Source organism: Mesorhizobium sp. BE184 (assembly GCF_031457045.1).
Lineage (GTDB): Bacteria > Pseudomonadota > Alphaproteobacteria > Rhizobiales > Rhizobiaceae > Mesorhizobium.
This window is the reverse complement of the sequence record NZ_JAVDVU010000001.1, coordinates 1,343,347-1,361,383: the sequence shown is the minus strand read 5'-3', so window position 1 is coordinate 1,361,383 and position 18,037 is coordinate 1,343,347. Positions and strand designations below refer to the sequence as shown.

15 protein-coding genes are annotated in these 18,037 nt (G+C 64.8%); 7 read left to right on the top strand and 8 right to left on the bottom strand.

Features of this window, described 5'->3' with window-relative positions; all coding sequences use genetic code 11:
• The first annotated feature begins 11 nt into the window (after positions 1–11).
• From lpxA to lpxB, 3 genes are read left to right on the top strand one after another with little or no spacing between them, the layout of a single operon-like run.
• Positions 12–845, top strand: coding sequence for an acyl-ACP--UDP-N-acetylglucosamine O-acyltransferase (gene lpxA, locus J2X35_RS06685; protein ID WP_310183168.1), 834 nt, complete (start codon positions 12–14; stop codon positions 843–845).
• Positions 832–1,746, top strand: a complete 915-nt coding sequence (locus tag J2X35_RS06680; protein WP_310183167.1) for a UDP-2,3-diacylglucosamine diphosphatase LpxI domain-containing protein — start codon at positions 832–834, stop codon at positions 1,744–1,746. Before lpxA ends, J2X35_RS06680 begins: the two co-directional genes overlap by 14 nt.
• Positions 1,721–2,914: a lipid-A-disaccharide synthase gene (lpxB, locus tag J2X35_RS06675; RefSeq protein ID WP_310183164.1), complete on the top strand. Its 1,194-nt coding sequence runs from the start codon at positions 1,721–1,723 to the stop codon at positions 2,912–2,914. Before J2X35_RS06680 ends, lpxB begins: the two co-directional genes overlap by 26 nt.
• A 98-nt stretch (positions 2,915–3,012) precedes the next feature.
• Here the strand turns inward: lpxB and gltA are convergent, their stop codons facing one another.
• Together gltA and gltX are read right to left on the bottom strand one after the other, a co-directional pair.
• A complete protein-coding gene (gene gltA / locus J2X35_RS06670) occupies positions 3,013–4,302 on the bottom strand; it encodes a citrate synthase (protein WP_056109855.1) in 1,290 nt (429 codons plus the stop codon).
• A 183-nt stretch (positions 4,303–4,485) separates the two neighbouring features.
• Positions 4,486–5,907: a glutamate--tRNA ligase gene (gene gltX / locus J2X35_RS06665; RefSeq protein WP_310183162.1), complete on the bottom strand. Its 1,422-nt coding sequence runs from the start codon at positions 5,905–5,907 to the stop codon at positions 4,486–4,488.
• A 91-nt stretch (positions 5,908–5,998) separates the two neighbouring features.
• Here gltX and J2X35_RS06660 point away from each other — a divergent pair, with 91 nt between their 5' ends.
• Positions 5,999–8,578 (top strand): ComEC/Rec2 family competence protein, encoded by a 2,580-nt coding sequence (locus J2X35_RS06660; protein ID WP_310183160.1) that lies wholly within the window; start codon positions 5,999–6,001, stop codon positions 8,576–8,578.
• An 80-nt stretch (positions 8,579–8,658) separates the two neighbouring features.
• On the opposite strand, the gene lexA is transcribed toward J2X35_RS06660, so the two are convergent.
• The 6 genes from lexA to J2X35_RS06630 all read right to left on the bottom strand — a co-directional run bounded on the left by lexA (position 8,659) and on the right by J2X35_RS06630 (position 14,942).
• Entirely contained in the window at positions 8,659–9,381 is a 723-nt protein-coding gene (gene lexA / locus J2X35_RS06655) for a transcriptional repressor LexA (RefSeq protein ID WP_056109849.1), read from the bottom strand.
• Positions 9,382–9,521: 140 nt separating this feature from the next.
• Positions 9,522–10,727 (bottom strand): gephyrin-like molybdotransferase Glp, encoded by a 1,206-nt coding sequence (gene glp / locus J2X35_RS06650; protein WP_310183157.1) that lies wholly within the window; start codon positions 10,725–10,727, stop codon positions 9,522–9,524.
• Positions 10,727–11,224, bottom strand: a complete 498-nt coding sequence (moaC, locus tag J2X35_RS06645; RefSeq protein WP_056109845.1) for a cyclic pyranopterin monophosphate synthase MoaC — start codon at positions 11,222–11,224, stop codon at positions 10,727–10,729. Before moaC ends, glp begins: the two co-directional genes overlap by 1 nt.
• Before the next feature lies 1 nt (position 11,225).
• Positions 11,226–12,038 carry an indole-3-glycerol phosphate synthase TrpC gene (gene trpC, locus J2X35_RS06640; protein ID WP_310183154.1) on the bottom strand — a complete coding sequence of 271 codons (813 nt, stop codon included), beginning with the start codon at positions 12,036–12,038 and terminating at the stop codon, positions 11,226–11,228.
• A gap of 4 nt (positions 12,039–12,042) precedes the next feature.
• A complete protein-coding gene (trpD, locus tag J2X35_RS06635; protein ID WP_310183151.1) occupies positions 12,043–13,053 on the bottom strand; it encodes an anthranilate phosphoribosyltransferase in 1,011 nt (336 codons plus the stop codon).
• Positions 13,050–14,942, bottom strand: coding sequence for a SurA N-terminal domain-containing protein (locus J2X35_RS06630; protein ID WP_310183149.1), 1,893 nt, complete (start codon positions 14,940–14,942; stop codon positions 13,050–13,052). Before J2X35_RS06630 ends, trpD begins: the two co-directional genes overlap by 4 nt.
• A 121-nt stretch (positions 14,943–15,063) precedes the next feature.
• Between J2X35_RS06630 and tpiA the strand changes: the two genes are divergently transcribed.
• The 3 genes from tpiA (at position 15,064) to J2X35_RS06615 (ending at position 17,926) form a co-directional block, all read left to right on the top strand.
• Positions 15,064–15,828 carry a triose-phosphate isomerase gene (gene tpiA, locus J2X35_RS06625; RefSeq protein ID WP_310183146.1) on the top strand — a complete coding sequence of 255 codons (765 nt, stop codon included), beginning with the start codon at positions 15,064–15,066 and terminating at the stop codon, positions 15,826–15,828.
• Positions 15,829–15,982: 154 nt separating this feature from the next.
• Positions 15,983–16,465 (top strand): preprotein translocase subunit SecG, encoded by a 483-nt coding sequence (secG, locus tag J2X35_RS06620; protein ID WP_310183144.1) that lies wholly within the window; start codon positions 15,983–15,985, stop codon positions 16,463–16,465.
• Between the two features lie 324 nt (positions 16,466–16,789).
• The gene (locus J2X35_RS06615) at positions 16,790–17,926 is read left to right on the top strand and encodes a L,D-transpeptidase (protein WP_056109834.1); all 1,137 of its coding nucleotides are present in this window, start codon (positions 16,790–16,792) and stop codon (positions 17,924–17,926) included.
• The last annotated feature ends 111 nt before the right edge of the window (positions 17,927–18,037 follow it).

The following is an 18,037-nucleotide window of genomic DNA, read 5'->3' as shown; positions in this document are numbered from 1 at the left end:
CCCGGGTGCTTATGAAAATCGAGACTTCCATCCATCCTTCGGCGGTTGTCGAAGCCGGCGCGCAGATCGGCGCGGGCGTTCGCATCGGTCCCTTCTGCCATGTCGGCGCCGATGCCATTGTCGCGGACAACGTGGAATTGGTCAGCCATGTCTCGATCATGGGAGCGACCACGGTCGGCGCAGGCACCAGGGTCTACCCGATGGCAACGCTCGGTGCGCCGCCGCAGAACGCGCGGCACAAGGGCGGGCGAACGACGCTCATCATCGGCGCGAACTGCACCATCCGCGAGGGCGTGACGATGCACACCGGCACCGATACAAGCCGGGGCGAAACGGTGATCGGCGACAATGGAAATTTCCTCGCCTATGCGCATGTCGCGCATGACTGCATCGTCGGCAAGAACGCGACCTTCGCCAATGGCGCGACGCTCGGCGGCCATTGCGAGATCGGCGACAACGTCAACATCGGCGGGCTGACCGCCGTGCACCAGTTCGTTCGCGTCGGCGACAATGCCTTTCTCGGCGGCTGCTCGGCCGTGGTCGGCGATGTCATCCCTTACGCGATTGCCGTAGGCAACCGTGCCCAGTTGCGCGGGCTCAACATTATCGGGCTGAAACGCTCGGGGCTTGAGCGCGCCGAAATCCATCTGCTGCGCCGGGCCTACCGGACGATCTTCGACCGCTCCCGCACCATCGGTGAGAATGTCGAACTGGCGCGGGGCGAATTTTCCGGATCGCCCACAGCCATGAAGATCATCGACTTCATCTCCAGCCGGGGCAAGCGCCATTACGCCATGCCGCCGCTGACGGGCGGAGCCGACGACGATGCCGATGACGAAGACTGAAGACGCCGCGCGTTTTCAGCTTCCTCCCGGCAGCAAGGTCGGGATCGTCGCCGGAGGCGGCAGCCTGCCCATCGAAGTGGCCGATACGCTGAAGCGGCAAGGCCTGGCCCCCTTCGTCCTTATCGTTGAAGGCGAGGTCGGGCCCGATGCCGGGCTTGACCGGTACGAACATGAGACATTGGCGCTGGAGCATGTCGGCTCGCTCACGGCCACACTGAAGCGCCATGGCGTCACCCATCTGGTGCTGGCCGGTGAGATCAGGCGGCGGCCCCGGCTTTCGGCCATGCGCCTCAATTTCGGGCTGTTGTCCATCGTTCCGCTCCTCCTCAGGGCGCTGGCGCGCGGCGACGACGGCCTGTTGAAGATACTGGTTCGCGGCATTGAGGCACGGGGCTTCCAGGTGGTCGGCGCGCACGAGATCGTGCCCGATCTGCTTGCTAGCGAAGGCGCTTTCGGAAAGATCGCGCCCAAAAAATCGGACTGGCGGGACATCGAGGCCGCGCGTGCGGCCGCCAAGGCGATCGGGGCACTCGACATCGGCCAGGCCGCGGTGGCCATCGGTGGCAGGGCTGTCGCGCTCGAAGGCATCGAGGGCACCAACGGCCTGTTGGAGCGGGTGAAGGATTTACGCGGTCACGGACGCCTTGCCGGAAAGGCGGGCGGGGTGCTGGTCAAATGCGCCAAGCCCGGGCAGGAAGTGCGCGCCGACCTGCCATCGATAGGCCCGCAGACCGTCGAACTGGCCCATGCCGCCGGGCTGTCCGGCATTGCCGTCGAGGCCGGGCGCTCGCTGGTGATGGAGGCGGGCAGGGTGATCGAAGCCGCAGACCGGCTGGGCCTGTTCGTCATCGGCCTGCCGGCAAAGGATGATGTTCATGGAGACCGCATCCATGGAGCATGAGCCGACGGACAGCAGGCCGCTCAGAATCGCGGTGGTCGCTGGGGAGGAATCCGGCGATCTGCTCGGCGCGGATCTCGTACGGGCGCTGCAGCTTGCCAGCGGCCGCGAGGTTCACCTTGCCGGCATCGGTGGTCGCCATTTGCAGGAACTCGGGCTTGCCTCGCTGTTCGATGCCGGCGAGATCGCGCTGGTCGGCGTCAGCGCCATCCTGCGCGACCTGCCGCGGCTGATCCGCCGCATCGGCCAGACAGCCGCTGCCATCGCCGCCGAGCAGCCGGATTGCCTCGTCACCATCGACAGTCCGGATTTCTCGCTGCGGGTTGCGAAGAAGGTGCGCGCGGCGAACCCGTCCATTCCGGTCATCCATTATGTCTGCCCCAGCGTCTGGGCCTGGAGGCCGGGCAGGGCGCCCGCCATGAAGCCCTATGTCGATCGCATATTGTGCCTGCTGCCCTTCGAGCCGGCCGAATTGCAGCGCCTGGGTGGGCCGCCGGGCACCTATGTCGGCCACCGGCTGACGCACGATGCCGGCGTCGCGCTGGCAGCCGAAGGACAGCGCAATCCGCGCGATCTGTCGGCGGAGCGTACCAAGACGCTGCTGTTGCTGCCGGGTTCACGTCGCAGCGAGGTGCACCGGCTGATCGAACCGTTCGGCGAAACCGTTTCGGTGCTGCAGGCGCGTGGGCATAGATTGCGGCTGCTGCTGCCGACCGTTCCGCATGTGGCCGATCTGGTGCGCGCGTCGGTTTCCGGCTGGCGGGATCAGCCCGAGATTGTCACCGCCCAGGACGCCAAATGGCAGGCTTTCGGCCAGGCTGATGCGGCGCTGATTGCCTCCGGCACGGTCTCGCTCGAACTTGCGCTGAGCGGGGTGCCGATGGTTTCGGCATACCGGCTGGACCCGGTCATGCGCCTTGCGCAGCGGCTGATCACGTCCTGGTCGGCATTGCTGCCGAACCTGATCGCCGACCGCGCCATCGTGCCGGAGTTCTACAACGACTATGTCCGGCCGGGGAATCTGGCACGGCATGTCGAGGCGCTGTTCACCGACACCGAGATGCGCGCCTGGCAGAAGGAAGGCTTTGCGGAGGTGCGCCGCCGCATGGCGACCGACCGCCCGGCCGGCGAGATCGCAGCCGAGGCGGTGATGGAAGTAATTCGGCAATAGGCAATCGGCAATCGGGTAAATTGGCCTTGCACGGCTGAAATCTGTGCACGATGCAGTGCCGACTGCCGACTGCCGACTGCCGACTGCCGACTGCCGTTCTACCGCTTGGCAATCGGCACGTAATCCCGCTCCGGCGCGCCGGTGTAGAGCTGGCGCGGACGGCCGATCTTCTGGTGCGGGTCCTCGATCATTTCCTTCCACTGCGCGATCCAGCCGACGGTGCGGGCGACGGCGAACAGCACGGTGAACATGGTAGTGGGGAAGCCCAGCGCCTTCAGCGTGATGCCGGAATAGAAGTCGACGTTCGGGTAGAGCTTCTTCTCGATGAAGTACTCGTCGGTCAGCGCGATCTTCTCGAGCTCCATGGCGATGTCGAGCAGCGGATCGTCCTTGATGCCGAGTTCGCCGAGAACCTCATGCGCGGTCTTCTGCATGATCTTGGCGCGCGGATCGTAGTTCTTGTAAACGCGGTGGCCGAAACCCATGAGGCGGAACGGATCGTTCTTGTCCTTGGCGCGACCGATGAATTCCGGGATGTGGTCGACATGGCCGATCTCGGACAACATGTTGAGCGCCGCCTCGTTGGCGCCGCCATGCGCCGGCCCCCACAGGCAGGCAATGCCGGCGGCGATGCAGGCGAACGGGTTGGCGCCGGAAGAGCCGGCCAGGCGAACCGTCGAGGTCGAGGCATTCTGCTCATGGTCGGCGTGCAGGATGAAGATGCGCTCCATGGCGCGCGCCAGCACCGGGTTCACCTTGTATTCCTCGCATGGCACGGCGAAGCACATGTGGAGGAAGTTGGCGGCGAAGCCGAGGTCGTTCTTCGGGTAAATGAAGGGCTGGCCGATATGGTACTTGTAGGCCATGGCGGCGATGGTCGGCATTTTTGCGATCAGGCGCATGGAAGCGACCATGCGCTGGTACGGATCCGAGATGTCGGTGGAGTCGTGATAGAACGCCGACAGCGCCCCGACGACGCCACACATGACGGCCATCGGATGCGCGTCGCGGCGGAACCCGGTGAAGAAGCGCGACATCTGCTCATGCACCATGGTGTGGCGCGTCACGCGGTAATCGAAATCGTCCTTCTGGGCCTTGGTCGGCAGCTCGCCGTAAAGAAGCAGGTAGCAGACTTCGAGGAAGTCGCCATGCTCGGCCAACTGGTCGATCGGATAGCCGCGGTGCAGCAAAACGCCAGCATCGCCGTCGATGAAGGTGATTTCCGATTCACAGGCGGCGGTCGAGGTGAAGCCTGGATCGTAGGTGAAAGCGCCCGTCGTCGAGTAGAGTGCACCGATGTCGATGACGTCCGGGCCGATGGAGCCGCTTCGGACCTTGAACTGGTGGGACTTGCCGCCCAGGTCCAGTGTTGCAGTCTTTTCGGTCATCGCAAACTCCTTTTGTTTCCTCTTGCCCTTCAGGCAAAATTATCTTGCAACGCAAAGCGTTGGAAAAATTTTTGAATGCGCGAGAACACTACCCCGCCCGAGGGTGCATGCCTGATTAGTCCAACGCTAATGTTGCACCGCAATACGCGCCTTTCAATGCCAATTTCTTGTGCCAGGTCCCCTCTAATCGATTTGATCGCCGATGCGCGCCAGACTTTCGTCGCGACCCAGCACGGCCAGAACGTCGAACACGCCGGGAGACGTGCTGCGGCCCGTCAGAGCGGCGCGCAAGGGCTGCGCAAGCTTGCCGAGCTTAAGGCCGTTTGCCTCGGAATAAGACCGTACGACGGCCTCAGTCGATGCCGCGTTCCAGTCGGTCACGGCCTCAAATCCCGGCAGCAATGCCGCAAGCACGGCTTTGGCATCGGCGTCGAGAATCGCGTGCGCCTTCTCGTCCAGCGCCAGCGGCCGGTCGGCGACGAGGAAATAGGCGCTGTCGGCCAGCTCCACCAGTGTCCTGGCGCGCTCCTTCAGCCCGGGCATGGCCTGTAGCAGCCGGTCCTTGGCCTTCTCGTCCAGCTTCGCGGCCAGCGCCTCGCCATTCGGCAGATGCGGCAGCGTCTCGATGAAGATATTCGTCAGCGCCGCGTCGTCCATGGCGCGCATGTGAACGCCATTCAGCGCTTCGAGCTTGGCGAAGTCGAAGCGCGCGGCGCCCTTGTTGACGTCGACAATGTCGAACCACGAGACCATGTCGGCCACGGACATGATTTCGTCGTCGCCATGGCTCCAGCCAAGCCGCGCCAGATAGTTCAGCAGCGCCTCGGGCAGATAGCCCATGGCGCGATAGGCCTCGACGCCGAGCGCGCCATGGCGCTTGGACAGCTTCGCTCCGTCGGCGCCGTGAATGAGCGGAATATGCGCCATCCTCGGCACGGTCCAGCCCATGGCGTCGTAGATCACCGTCTGGCGCGCTGCGTTGGTCAGGTGGTCGTCGCCGCGGATGATGTCGGTGACGCCCATGTCATGATCGTCGACCACCACGGCATGCATGTAGGTCGGGTTGCCGTCGGAGCGCAGGATGATGAAATCGTCGAGGTCCTTGTTGGGAAAGCGCACGTCGCCCTGCACCTTGTCGCGCACCAGAGTTTCGCCCTCGGACGGAGCCTTGATGCGGATCGCGCCGCGCACGCCGGCAGGCGCCTCCGACGGGTCGCGGTCGCGCCAGCGGCCGTCGTAGCGGGGCGGGCGCCCTTCGGCGCGGGCCTTCTCGCGCATCGCCTCCAGTTCCGCCGGCGTGGCGTAGCAATAATAGGCCTTGCCGTTGCGAACCAGTTCCTCGGCCACCTCGCGGTGGCGAGCGGCGCGCTCGAATTGCGAGACCGGCTCGCCCTCCCAGGTCAGGCCAAGCCAGGACAGTCCATCAAGGATGGCGGCGGTGGCCGCATCGGTGGAGCGTTCGCGGTCGGTATCCTCGATGCGCAGCAGCATCGTGCCGCCCGTATGCCTGGCATAGAGCCAGTTGAACAGCGCCGTGCGCGCGCCGCCGATATGGAGATAGCCGGTGGGCGAGGGGGCAAAGCGGGTAACGACCGTTTCGGACATAGAACTCTTCAGAACCTTCGGGCATTGGCGGACTTTTCCGCGCCGGGCGTTCATGTAGCATAGGGGGGCATGGGCGCAAGGGGCAGACCCGATGGCGGGGCAGGGCCGGGGCGGCAAAGACAGCGGGAAAGCTGACCGCGACGTCAGCGAACGGTCGCTGTTCGCGCCGACGCCGGCGCCGGATTCTCATGCCGGGTTGCGGGTAGATACCGCGGCTATGCGAAGCTCGCCGGTCACAGCCGATGACGGCGCAGCAGCGTCGCCGTTGCGGGAGCCGGCGCACGGACCTGCCCCTCAAGGTGAAATCCTTCCCGCGGAATATCTGCCCGGAAAGATCCAGCTTTCCCGGCCCGGTCCGGCCAGATGGCGGCTCGCGCAAAGTCTTGGCCGGATTTCCGTCCATGACCTTGGCCGCAGCCTTGCCGTGGCCTCCGGTACGGAACTCGACCGAGGCGTCGGCTTCCTGCTCGTTCCTGTCTTCCTGGCCACTGGAGCCCTGTTCTATTTCGCGGTGGCATCCGAACCCGGTTTCCTGCAGCCGGTCATGTGCGTCGTGGCTTTGGCCTGCCTGATGCTCGCCTGCCGCTCGCAGCCGAAAATGCATCTTTTGTTCGCTGTCGGGTTCTTTTGCGCGCTCGGCGTTCTGGCGGCGAAGGTCGAGACCTGGCGGGGCGGCGGCGAGACGCTCGGGTCGGACATTTCCACGCGCCTGACCGGTCGGGTCGTTTCAATCGACGAACTGGCCAGCGGCCGGGTGCGGCTGACGCTGGACGTGATTTCGACCGCGCGGCCGAAGCTGCGTTACCAACCGGAGCGCGTGCGGCTGTCGGCCCGCGCCATCCCGGCCGGAACAATGGCGGGATCGCAGGTCAGCGGCTTCGTGCGACTTTTGCCGCCGACCGGGCCGGTGAGGCCGGGCGGCTACGACTTCTCCTTCGAAAGCTATTTCGAGGGCCTGGGCGGCAGCGGCTTTTTCCTCAGCAATCCCAAGCTGGAGCCAATCAAGGAGGTGCCGCTCAAGGCGCGGCTGGCGACGGCGGTGCAGAATATCCGCGACGCCATCGCAGGCCGCATCCGCGCCACCATTGGCGGACCGGAAGGCGAAATCGCCGCCGCCCTCATGGTCGGCGTGCGCGCCGGCATTCCCGAGCCGATCAACGAGGCGATGCGGCGCACCGGCATCTACCACATCATCTCGATTTCCGGGCTGCACATGGCGCTGGTCGCCGGCACGGTGATGGTGATGCTGCGCGCCGCCTTCGCGCTGTTTCCCGGCTTTTCTTCGCGACGCCCGGTGAAGAAATATGCCGCCGCGGCGGCGCTGTTTTCGATCGCGGCGTACCTTTCCATTTCGGGCGTCGTTGTCGCCGCCGAGCGCAGCTTCATCATGCTGGCGGTGATGCTGACGGCGGTGCTGTTCGACCGCGCGGCGCTGACCATGCGCAACCTCGCCATCTCGGCGGTCATCGTCATCCTGGTGTCGCCGCACGAGGTGGTCGGCCCGAGCTTCCAGATGTCGTTCGCAGCGACCGCGGCGCTGGTTGGCGCCTATGCGTGGTGGTCGGACTACCGCGCGACCAAAAGCGCAAGCGGCCCGCCGGCGGAGCGCTCACTCCTCGCCGATCTCACGGGCCGGTTCTTCAGCGCCGGGGTCGGCATCGCCGCGACCACGATCATCGCCGGCAGCGCCACCGCCTTGTTCGCCATGTGGCACTTCCAGCGCGTGTCGCCGCTCAGCCTGTTCGCCAACCTCGCCGTGATGCCCATCGTCTCGCTGGCGGTGATGCCCTTCGCGGTGCTCTCCGCCATCGCCATGCCGTTCGGCGCCGACGGGCCATTTCTCTACGTGGTGGGAAAGGGGCTGACGGCGATGATCGCCATCTCCGATTGGATTTCCGTGCGGTCGCCAGTCGATGCGGTCGGGCTGGTGTCCATCCAGTCCGTCCTGCTCGTCACCGTCGCGCTGGTGATCGCGACCGTGGCGACGACCCGGCTGCGCCTGGCGGCCATTCCGTTCGCGCTTGGCGGCATACTCGCCATGCCGAGCGTGCGAACGCCGGACGTCCTGGTCGCGGAGGATGCGCATCTGATCGCCATGCCGATCGGCGGCGGCGAACTCGCCGTCAATCGGCCGAAGCCGAACCAGTTCACCATCGACAACTGGCGTCGCGCGCTTGATGCGGAAACTGTGATCGGGCCCGAAACCCTCAAAGGCGAAGAAACAAGGCTGGTCACAACCGGCGCGCTCGACCTCCCGCCCGGCACGCCATTTCTCTGCACACCGGACAGTTGCGTGGCGCGGCACGTCTCGGGGGCAATCGTGGCGCGGGTGAAGGACGAACGGTCGGCCGGCAATGCCTGCGGATTCGCGGCCTTGATCGTCATCGACGACGCAACCGCTTCCGATCCCTGCCATGACCCGCTGGTTGCGGTCATCACCAGACAGGAGCTTGCGCAATCGGGCAGCGCCGCCGTGTATTTCGCTCCGCAGTCAGCCGCCGCGCCAGCGGAAATCCAGTTCGCCATCGTTGGCGACTACCGGCCCTGGCACGTGCAGCGGCAGTTCTCGCGCGAGGCGAGGGGACTGCCGCCGTTCGAGCGCCGGTCACGCCAGGACGCGAGCCGTCAAAGACGAAATGCGGAAGACGAGCAAAATTCGGAAGATGAATGACGCAACCATGCGCGGCAAACTCCAAGCCGCGTGTCGGATTCGATACGTCAAGCCAAGCCAAGCCAAGCCGCTGATCCGGATCAGTAGCGCCTGATCAGCCCGACCAGCCGACCCTGCACCTTGACCCGGTCGGGGCCGAAGATGCGGGTTTCATAGGCGGGGTTCGCCGCTTCCAGCGCGATGGATGCGCCCTTGCGGCGGAAGCGCTTGAGGGTCGCCTCCTCGTCGTCCACCAGGGCGACGATGATCTCACCGGGGCTGGCGGTGTTGGCGTTGCGGATGATGACCGTGTCGCCGTCGAAAATGCCGGCCTCGATCATCGAATCGCCCTTGACCTCGAGCGCGTAGTGCTCGCCGCCCGAAATCATGTCCGGCGGCACGGAAATCGAATGGGTCTTGTGCTGGATGGCGTCGATCGGCACGCCGGCGGCGATGCGGCCCATGACGGGAATGGAAATGGCGGCGGCGGCATCGTCGTCGTTGCCGGCGGCCTGCAGACGGGTCGGCTCCTTCGGTTGCGGCCTGCCGAGGCCACCCTGGATAATTCCGGGCGAGAATTTCCGCGCGGCGTTGAGACCTGGCGCGATCGAATCCGGCAGGCGAAGCACTTCCAGGGCGCGGGCGCGGTTCGGCAGCCGGCGGATGAAGCCGCGCTCTTCCAGCGCCGTGATGAGCCTGTGGATGCCCGACTTCGAAGCCAGATCCAGCGCCTCCTTCATCTCGTCGAAGGAAGGGGGAATGCCGCTTTCCTTCAGCCTTTCATGGATGAAAAGAAGCAGTTCATGTTGCTTGCGCGTCAGCATTGCGGCCCCCAAGGGTGTCGAACAGAATCGAAAAAACAAACCCAGAACAAACACTATCTGTTCCAGTTGTGTTCCGCAACCGTTTAAAGTTTAATGAATGTGTTGACGTTTTGTTCAGCAAGCCCGCCGCCACGCGGGCGTCAGCGCAGCATCAGCACCTTGCACGGGTCCCCGGCTGCGGCGGCGGGGGCGAAAGGCTCGCGCACGATCAGGCCGTTGGCGTCGGCCATCATGCGCAGCATGGACGAATCCTGCACGCTGAAAGGCGTCGCCGTTAGGCTGCTTGCTCCATCGTGGACGACGGCGCGCACATAATCCTGGCGCTGGTCGTTTTCGGCCATCGGGGCGGCAAGCTGTGCCTCGCGGATGTCTTGCACGAATTGCCGCCCGCCAAGGCGGGCCAGCAGCGGCTTGAGGAACAGCTGCGTACAAACGAGGCTCGCCACCGGGTTGCCAGGCAAGCCAACGCAGCGGATGGGCCCCATGCGCCCGAACATCAGCGGTTTGCCGGGACGCATGGCGATCTTCCAGAAATCCAGCGTCATGCCCTCGCCGGTGAGCACGTCGTGGACGAGATCGTGATCGCCGACGGAAGCGCCGCCGAGCGTGACGATGACGTTTGCGCCAGCCGCCACCGCCTTGCGCACCAGGGCTGCGATGGCGTCCTTGCTGTCCTTGGCGATGCCGAGATCAATGGCTTGCGCGCCAACCGAGCGGGCCGCGGCGGCGACGCCATAGGCATTGGACGAGATGATCTGGTCTGGCCCGAGTTCAGCGCCCGGCAGCATCAATTCGTCGCCGGTGGCGATGATGGCGACGAGCGGCTGGCCGATGACGGGGACTCGCGGATAGTTTGCCGAAGCCGCCAGCGAAAGGGCCGCGGGATCGAGCAGCCGGCCTTTTTCAAGGACGACGTCGCCGTCGGCAAAATCGAGGCCGGCCTTTCGCACATTGCGGCCAGGGCTGGCCGGTTCCAGCACCTCAATGACGCCGTTGCCGGTGGCGCGGACGTTTTCCTGGATGACGACCGTGTCGGCACCCGCCGGCAGCGGTGCGCCGGTGAAGACACGCACTGTCTGGCCGCGCTCCACAGTACCGGCAAATCCCTGGCCAGCCGGCGCGGCGCCGATCACGGTGAGCTGGGCGGGCGCGGTCGACACATCGGCCGCCTTGACCGCGTAGCCGTCCATGGCGGAAGCGTGGAAGGGCGGCTGGGTACGCCGGGCGACCAGAGGCTGTGCAAGGACACGCTCGAAAGCCTCGTGCAGCGCGACGTTCTCGGCGGGCAAGGGCTCAACGCCGTCCAGCAGGCGCTGCAGTGCTTCGGCGACTGGAACAAGCGCCATCACGCCGCCTCGTAATCGCCTGATTTTCCGCCGCTTTTCAGCTTCAGCCGAATGCCGGATATGACCATGGCCCGGTCTACGGCCTTGGCCATGTCGTAGATGGTCAGGCAGGCGACGGAGGCTGCCGTCAGCGCTTCCATTTCCACGCCTGTCTTGCCGGTTACGCGGGCTTGCGCCGTCACGCGCAAGCCCGGCAAGCTTTCGTCGGGCTCGATCTCCACCGACACCTTGGTCAGCAGAAGCGGGTGGCAGAGCGGGATCAGCTCATGCGTCTTCTTGGCGGCCATGATACCGGCGATGCGCGCGGTGCCCAGCACGTCGCCCTTCCTGGCATTGCCGTCGAGGATCATGCGCAGCGTTTCCGGCTGCATGGAGACGAACCCTTCGGCCACCGCGAAGCGAACAGTCTCGGCCTTGCCGCCGACATCGACCATGTTGGCTTCGCCGGTGGCGCCGATATGGGTGAGGCCTGGGACGGGCAGCGAATCGCCGGCCATCTCAGGCCTGCGCCGCGGCGATGTCGAGGCTGAGCAGCGCGCGCGTCGCTTGCGTCACGTCGGGCTGCCGCATCAGGCTTTCGCCGACCAGGAAGGTATCGATCCCGCTTTTCTGCAGCCTGCGGCAATCTTCATTGGTGAAGATGCCGCTTTCGGACACCAGCAGGCGATCGTTCGGGATCATCGAGGCGAGCCGTTCGGAGGTCTGCAACGTCGTCTCGAAGGTGCGCAGGTCGCGATTGTTGATGCCGATCAGCCTTGATTTCAGCCGAAGCGCCCGCTCGGTCTCGGCTTCGTCATGCACTTCGATGAGAACGTCCATCCCGAGCGAAAACGCCGTATCCTCAAGTTCGGCCGCCATCGCGTCATCGACGCTGGCCATGATGATGAGGACGGCGTCGGCGCCCCAGGCCCGCGCCTCATGGACCTGATAGGGGTCGAAGAGAAAATCCTTGCGCAGCGCCGGCAGGGACACGGCGTTGCGGGCCCCGGTCAGGAACTCCGGCGCGCCCTGGAAGGAGGGCCGGTCGGTCAACACGGACAGGCACGCCGCGCCGCCCTTCGCATAGGCTGCGGCGAGAGAAGGCGGATCGAAATCGGCGCGGATGAGGCCCTTGGAAGGGCTCGCCTTCTTGATCTCGGCGATCAAACCTATCTTGCCGGCTGCGCGCTTGGCCTGCAGAGCGGCTATGAAGCCGCGGGGCGCGCTGGCATCGGCGGCGCGCGCCTTGATTTCCGCAAGCGGGACGCGGGCCTTGGCTTCCGCGATCTCGTCGCGCTTGTAGGCTTCGATCTTTTTCAGGATATCGGCCATCGCGTTACCTGTTGGAAACAGCGATGAGCTTGTCGAGGACGGCAACCGCCCGGCCGTTGTCGATCGCCTCGGCGGCCATGGCGATGCCTTCTGCGAGCTTGGCGGTCTTGCCGGCGACCACGAGACCGGCGCCGGCATTCATCAGAACCGTATCGCGGAACGCGCCGGGCGCTCCTTCGAGCATGGTGCGCAGCGCATTGGCATTGAAAGCCGCGTCGCCGCCATTGAGCTCTTCCTGGGTGTGGCGGGCGATGCCGAAAGCCTCCGGAGTCAGCGTGAAGGTGCGGATCGTCCCGTCGGACAGTTCCGCCACCTGCGTTTCACCGGTCGTGGTGATCTCGTCATAGCCGTCGCCATGCGCCACCCAGGCGTATTTGGTGCCAAGCGCCTTGAGTGTTTCGGCGACCGGAATGGTCCATTCGGGCGAGAAGACGCCGACCATCTGGCGGTCGACGCCGGCGGGATTGGAAAGCGGACCGATAAGGTTGAAGATGGTACGGATGCCCAGTTCGACGCGCGTCGGCCCGACATGTTTCATCGCCGGATGATGCGACGGCGAGAACATGAAGCCGACACCGGCCTCGTGGATGCAGCGGCTGATCGCCTCCGGTTGCAGTTCGATGTTGACGCCGAGCGCGGCCAGGACATCGGCGGCTCCGGTCAACGAAGACAGCGCCCGGTTGCCGTGCTTGGCGACCGGAACGCCGCATGCAGCGATGACGAATGCGGAAGCGGTGGAGATATTCACGCTGTGCAGGCCGTCGCCGCCGGTTCCGACGATGTCGATCGCGCCGGCGGGTGCATCGACCCGCAGCATCTTGGCGCGCATGGTGGCGACCGCGGCGGAAATCTCATGCACGCTTTCGCCGCGCACGCGCAGCGCCATCAGGAAAGCCCCGATCTGGCCGGGCGTAGCGTCGCCGGACATGATGACCTCAAACGCCTCGCGCGCCTCGTCGAAGGACAGGACGTCGCCAACCGCAACCTTGGCGATATGCGGCTTCAGTGCGCTCATTGGGCGAGCGCCTGGGTCATCGCGGTCTGGTCGATCTGCACGCTGTACTGCGTCTGCAACTGCGCGACCAACTGATCGAGCAGATCGTCCGACAGGCCGGAGGCGAAGGATTTCTGTGCTTCCGCCGGTACGGTGCTGGCGTCCGCGCCTGCCGGCTCGAAGACTTCCGCCACCTTGAACAGGATCTTGGCCTCGCCCGTCGGGGCCGCCACGACGCCGGTGCCGCCTTCGCCGACGCCGAACATGGCGGCGGTGCCGTCCTTGCCGAAGTCGGCGTCGTCGGCCTCGCGTTTCAATCCGCGCTTAGTCTGCTTTTCGAGCTTGAGCTCGCCGGCGATGGCGTCGAGGGCCGTGCCGTCCTTGGCCCGCTTTTCGAGTTCTTCCGCCTTGGCGGTAAGCCGCTTGGACGTTTCCGCCGCGGTCCAGTCGGCGATGACCTTCTGGCGCACTTCATCCAGCGTCCGGTCGCGGGCAGGGGTGATGGCGCTGACCTCATAGAAGACATAGCCATTGTCGGCGGTCGTCAGGCCTTCATTCTCGATGCCGGTTTCGGCGTCGAAGACGGAACGAATGAGCGAGGCCGATTCGGGCAGGGTCTCGATGACGGCGCCATCCGGCTTGCGCGCGGAGCGGTCGATGGCATCGATGGTGACCACCTTGAGCTTCAGCTTGTCGGCGGCTTCCTGCATGGAAGCGCCGCCGGCGCGGGCGTCTTCATAAGAATCGTGCACATCGAGCAGGATGCGACTGGCTTCGGCAAGCGCAAGATCCTTCTTGATCTGCTGGGACACCTCGGCAACCGGCTTGACCACCTCCGGCTTGATGTCGGTAACGCGCAGGAGCACCGGGCCAAAGGAGCCCTGGACGACCGGGCTGACCTCGTTGACGTTCAGCGCGAAGGCGGCGTCCGCGACGGCCTTGTCGGCGATCTTGTCCTTCGGCAGCGTGCCGAGCAGGGTATCGGCCTGGGTTTTGCCTTCCGCAGTTACAAGCTTGTCGAAGGTCGCGCCGCTTTTCAGCGAATCGAACGCCGCCTTGGCGTCGTCGGCCGACTTGAACACAAGCTGTTCGATGGTGCGCGTTTCCGGTGTCGTGTAGCGCGCCTTGTTCTTCTCGTAGTCCTCGGCCACCTGCTGGTCGCTGACCGCGCTCAGATCCATGATGTCTTCCGGCTCGAGCCGGACGTAGGAGAACTTGCGGTATTCAGGCGCCGCGTAGGTCTTCTTGTTCTGGTCGAAATACGTCGAAAGCGCGCTGTCGGAGGGCGCTTCGATGGGTTCCACCAGCGACTTGGGCAGGACCAGATACTCCACGGTGCGGTCTTCGCCGCGATAGAGCGCGACCGCCTTCATGAAGGTATCCGGCATTTTCATGCCGTCTGAAACGGCCTCGACGATCTGCTGGCGCACGGCGACCTGGGAGCGGTTCTTGAGGTAGTCTTCCGGGCGCATGCCGATCTGGCGCAGGAGATATTCGAACGTCTGGCGATCGAACCTGCCGTCGGGACCGTGGAAGGCGGGATCATCAAAGGTGAGCTGCGCCAGCCGGTCCTTGGAAAGGCCCAGACCCAGCTTGCGCGCCTGCTCGTCGAGCACCGCTCCGGATACAAGCTGCGTCAGCACCTGGCCATCGATGCCGAGGGTATTGGCCTGCTCGCGCGTCAGCCTCTGGCCGAACTGCTGCGACATGAGCGAGAGCTGTCGATCATAGGCGAGCCGGTATTCGTTCACGGATACCGACGTTCCTCCGGCAACAACGACCGAATGGTGTCCGGCAACCGTGCCCAGGAGGCGGCCGGAAATGCCCCAGACAGCGAAGCTGATCACCAACAGGAAGAGCAGCCCCTTGGCGACCCAGGTTCCCGCCACGTTTCTCAAACTACCAAGCATATTGTGTTCCGAATTTGCCCGAAGGAGCGCAATAGCGTCCTTCCGGGCCAGTGTCGATTGCTTTGTGGCCTGATTTTGGTAGTGAAAGTGTCCATTGCAGGTCGCCGGAGAGCATATCGCCATGACGCCAGGAATTCGCCCGCTTGTCGCCGGCAATTGGAAAATGAACGGCACCAGCGCTTCGCTCAATGAACTGCTGATGATCGGCAATGGCTTCATGAGCGGGCTGGACGCGGCGACCGAGGCGCTGGTCTGCGTGCCGGCGACCCTGCTCACTCGTGCGGCGGAAATTCTTTCGCGCACACCGGTTCATACCGGCGGCCAGAATTGCGACGCCGAGGAAAGCGGGCCGCATACCGGCGATATTTCTGCAGAAATGCTGAAGGATGCCGGGGCAAGCCATGTCATTGTCGGCCATTCGGAGCGCCGGACCGACCACGGCGAGACCGACGCGATGGTGCAGGCCAAGGCCGTGGCCGCATGGAGGGCCGGGCTGGTGGCGGTCATCTGCATCGGCGAGACGCGAGCCGAACGGGAAGTCGGCGCCACGCTCGATATCCTGTCGCGCCAGATCGCTGGCTCGGTTCCGGCCAGCGCAACGCAGGCATCGACGATCATCGCCTATGAGCCTGTCTGGGCGATCGGCACGGGGCTGGTTCCCACCGTCGCCGACGTGGCGGAGGCGCACGCGCATGTGCGCGCCGAGCTTGCCAGCAAGCTTGGAGCCGCAACCGCCGGGAAAATCCGCATTCTCTACGGAGGCTCGGTCAAGCCATCCAATGCGCGCGAACTGCTGATGATCGACAATGTCGATGGCGCCCTGGTCGGAGGCGCCAGCCTCAAGGCCGCCGATTTCCTCGGCATCGCCGACGCCTACCGATCCTGAAAGAGCCCGGTCCTTCGGCCAAAAGTCATTGCATAAGGGCGGTCAATTCCCATATTCCGGGCGCGGGCTTGGAAATGCCGTCAAAGCATTGTAAGAGCCGGCTCCAATTCAGCGGTCGCGTTCGCGCGGGCCGAACGCTTTGCCGGGATATGCAATGGAAACCATACTGATCGTCGTCCATCTTATGGTGGTGCTGGCCCTCGTTGGCGTCGTGCTGCTGCAGCGCTCCGAAGGCGGCGGTCTGGGTATCGGCGGCGGCTCCGGCTTCATGACCGCCCGTGGGGCTGCCAATGCGCTGACGCGCGCGACGGCGATCCTGGCGGCCGCGTTCTTCGCGACGTCGCTGATCCTGTCCATTCTGGCGCGCTATGGCGACAAGCCGATCGACATTCTCGACCGGGCGCCGGCGACGCAGCAGAACGGTGGCGGCAACGGCGTGCTCGACCAGCTTCCGGGCACGGCGACGCCTGCCGCTCCGTCCGGCAACACCGCGCCGACGCCGCCCTCGGGTAACGACGCTCCTGCGGCGCAGCAGCCGGGAGCGGCTGCTCCGGTCACGCCTCCGGCGTCCGGCGCTACCCCGCCCGCCTCGTCTCCCGCGGCGCAGCCCGCGCAGCCGCAGGTTCCCAACCAGTAGCCGGTTTCGTTCAGAGCTTTTTGCCGCGCGGCGAAATCGCCTCGCAGGGTACAAAGGCGGCAACAGCTCGATGAAGCGTGATCCTTTCCGAGAATTACTGCGTGCTTTTCGGAATGGGCCTCAGCGAATTATGCCACCGGCTGTTGTTGTTTGGTCACAGTTGCGGCAAATGCCGCACGATCACGAAGATTCGATCTGTTCCTGACCTATGGGCCGCTTGAGGCCCGTCGCCTCAATCGATTATAGCTTTTTTGCGGCCACCCGGTGCTCTGTGAGTGCCGTGCGATGCCGTGGGCAACAAGCATATCTGATCGGATCTTCGCCATGCAGCTTCGCAGCTTCATTTTCGCCGGCCTCTGCGCCGCGCTCGTTTCCGGTGCGCCGGCTTACGCAGCCATGCCGACTTCTGCCCCCGAGGCAGTGGTCAAAACAGACGTCGTCACCGTTGCCGCAAAGAAAAGCGACGCGGCCGAACTCAAGCTTCTCAAGCGGAAAAAGAAGCCGACCGACACCGATCTGGCGCGTATTTCCGAACTTGAGGCCAAGATTCAGGCCGACAGGCTGGTTGCCAGGGAAAAGGCGATCGAAGCCAAGAAGCTCGCCATGCGTGAAGCAGCCAAGGCGCGCGCCCAGGCTGAACGCGAGGCATTCCTCGCCAAAAAACTGGAGCGCAGCGGAGCCAAGGGCAAGACCGAGCAGGTCGCCGAGACCAAGGCCGCGCCCAGGCAGTCGATCAAGCTTTTCGATCCGATCAAGCCGGCCAAGGTCGAGCAGGAACGCGAAGAGGTGCTGCCCGCGGAAGCGATGAATGTGGCGCTGACCGGCAACAACGGCGAATTGCGCAGCGAATCGCGTGATGCAGCCCGTCCGACAGGCGGCCTTTTCGCCGGTCTGTTTGGGGGCGGTGCGTCGGCCTCGTCGATTTCGCTGCTGCCAGAGACTCGCGCGCTCGATGCGGCGTTGCAAAAGAGGCAGGCGAAGCGGCCCTTCAAGGTCAAGCCGGAATTCGAGCCGCAGGAAGTCAGCTTCAGCGGCTACGCTCCTGGCACAATCGTCATCAATACCAGTGAACGCCGGCTCTATCTTGTCGATTCGTCCTCGACGGCCCGTCGCTACGCCATTGCCGTTGGCAAGGAAGGCCTGCAGTTCAAGGGCAGCGTCGCTGTCGGCGACAAGCAGGAATGGCCGCGCTGGATCCCGACCAAGGAGATGCAGGAACGCGAGCCGAAGCATTATGGCCAGTACAAGGATGGAATGCCCGGCGGTGGCCAGAACCCGCTCGGCGCCCGCGCCATCTACCTCTACGACGGCAAGAAGGACACGCACCTGCGCATCCACGGCACCATTGCGCCGCAGACCATCGGCACCAGCGCATCCAATGGCTGCTTCCGCATGATCAACGAGCACGTCATGGACCTGTACCGCCGTGTGCCCGTGGGAGCCAAGGTCGTCATTCTCTGACGATCGGAACATTTTCTTCGGAGGGCCGGCGATCCGCCGGCCCTTTCGTTTTGGCCGGTCAAGCATCTCATTTGGAAAAACCGTTCGCAGTGGTTTTTCTTCTGGCGGAAT

Excerpts from the sequence above, each read along its gene's own strand:
- lpxA (WP_310183168.1), top strand. The coding sequence starts at position 12 with ATGAAAATCGAGACTTCCATCCATCCTTCGGCGGTTGTCGAAGCCGGC.
- J2X35_RS06680 (WP_310183167.1), top strand. The coding sequence starts at position 832 with ATGACGAAGACTGAAGACGCCGCGCGTTTTCAGCTTCCTCCCGGCAGC.
- lpxB (WP_310183164.1), top strand. The coding sequence starts at position 1,721 with ATGGAGACCGCATCCATGGAGCATGAGCCGACGGACAGCAGGCCGCTC.
- gltA (WP_056109855.1), bottom strand. The coding sequence starts at position 4,302 with ATGACCGAAAAGACTGCAACACTGGACCTGGGCGGCAAGTCCCACCAG.
- gltX (WP_310183162.1), bottom strand. The coding sequence starts at position 5,907 with ATGTCCGAAACGGTCGTTACCCGCTTTGCCCCCTCGCCCACCGGCTAT.
- J2X35_RS06660 (WP_310183160.1), top strand. The coding sequence starts at position 5,999 with ATGGCGGGGCAGGGCCGGGGCGGCAAAGACAGCGGGAAAGCTGACCGC.
- lexA (WP_056109849.1), bottom strand. The coding sequence starts at position 9,381 with ATGCTGACGCGCAAGCAACATGAACTGCTTCTTTTCATCCATGAAAGG.
- glp (WP_310183157.1), bottom strand. The coding sequence starts at position 10,727 with ATGGCGCTTGTTCCAGTCGCCGAAGCACTGCAGCGCCTGCTGGACGGC.
- moaC (WP_056109845.1), bottom strand. The coding sequence starts at position 11,224 with ATGGCCGGCGATTCGCTGCCCGTCCCAGGCCTCACCCATATCGGCGCC.
- trpC (WP_310183154.1), bottom strand. The coding sequence starts at position 12,038 with ATGGCCGATATCCTGAAAAAGATCGAAGCCTACAAGCGCGACGAGATC.
- trpD (WP_310183151.1), bottom strand. The coding sequence starts at position 13,053 with ATGAGCGCACTGAAGCCGCATATCGCCAAGGTTGCGGTTGGCGACGTC.
- J2X35_RS06630 (WP_310183149.1), bottom strand. The coding sequence starts at position 14,942 with ATGCTTGGTAGTTTGAGAAACGTGGCGGGAACCTGGGTCGCCAAGGGG.
- tpiA (WP_310183146.1), top strand. The coding sequence starts at position 15,064 with ATGACGCCAGGAATTCGCCCGCTTGTCGCCGGCAATTGGAAAATGAAC.
- secG (WP_310183144.1), top strand. The coding sequence starts at position 15,983 with ATGGAAACCATACTGATCGTCGTCCATCTTATGGTGGTGCTGGCCCTC.
- J2X35_RS06615 (WP_056109834.1), top strand. The coding sequence starts at position 16,790 with ATGCAGCTTCGCAGCTTCATTTTCGCCGGCCTCTGCGCCGCGCTCGTT.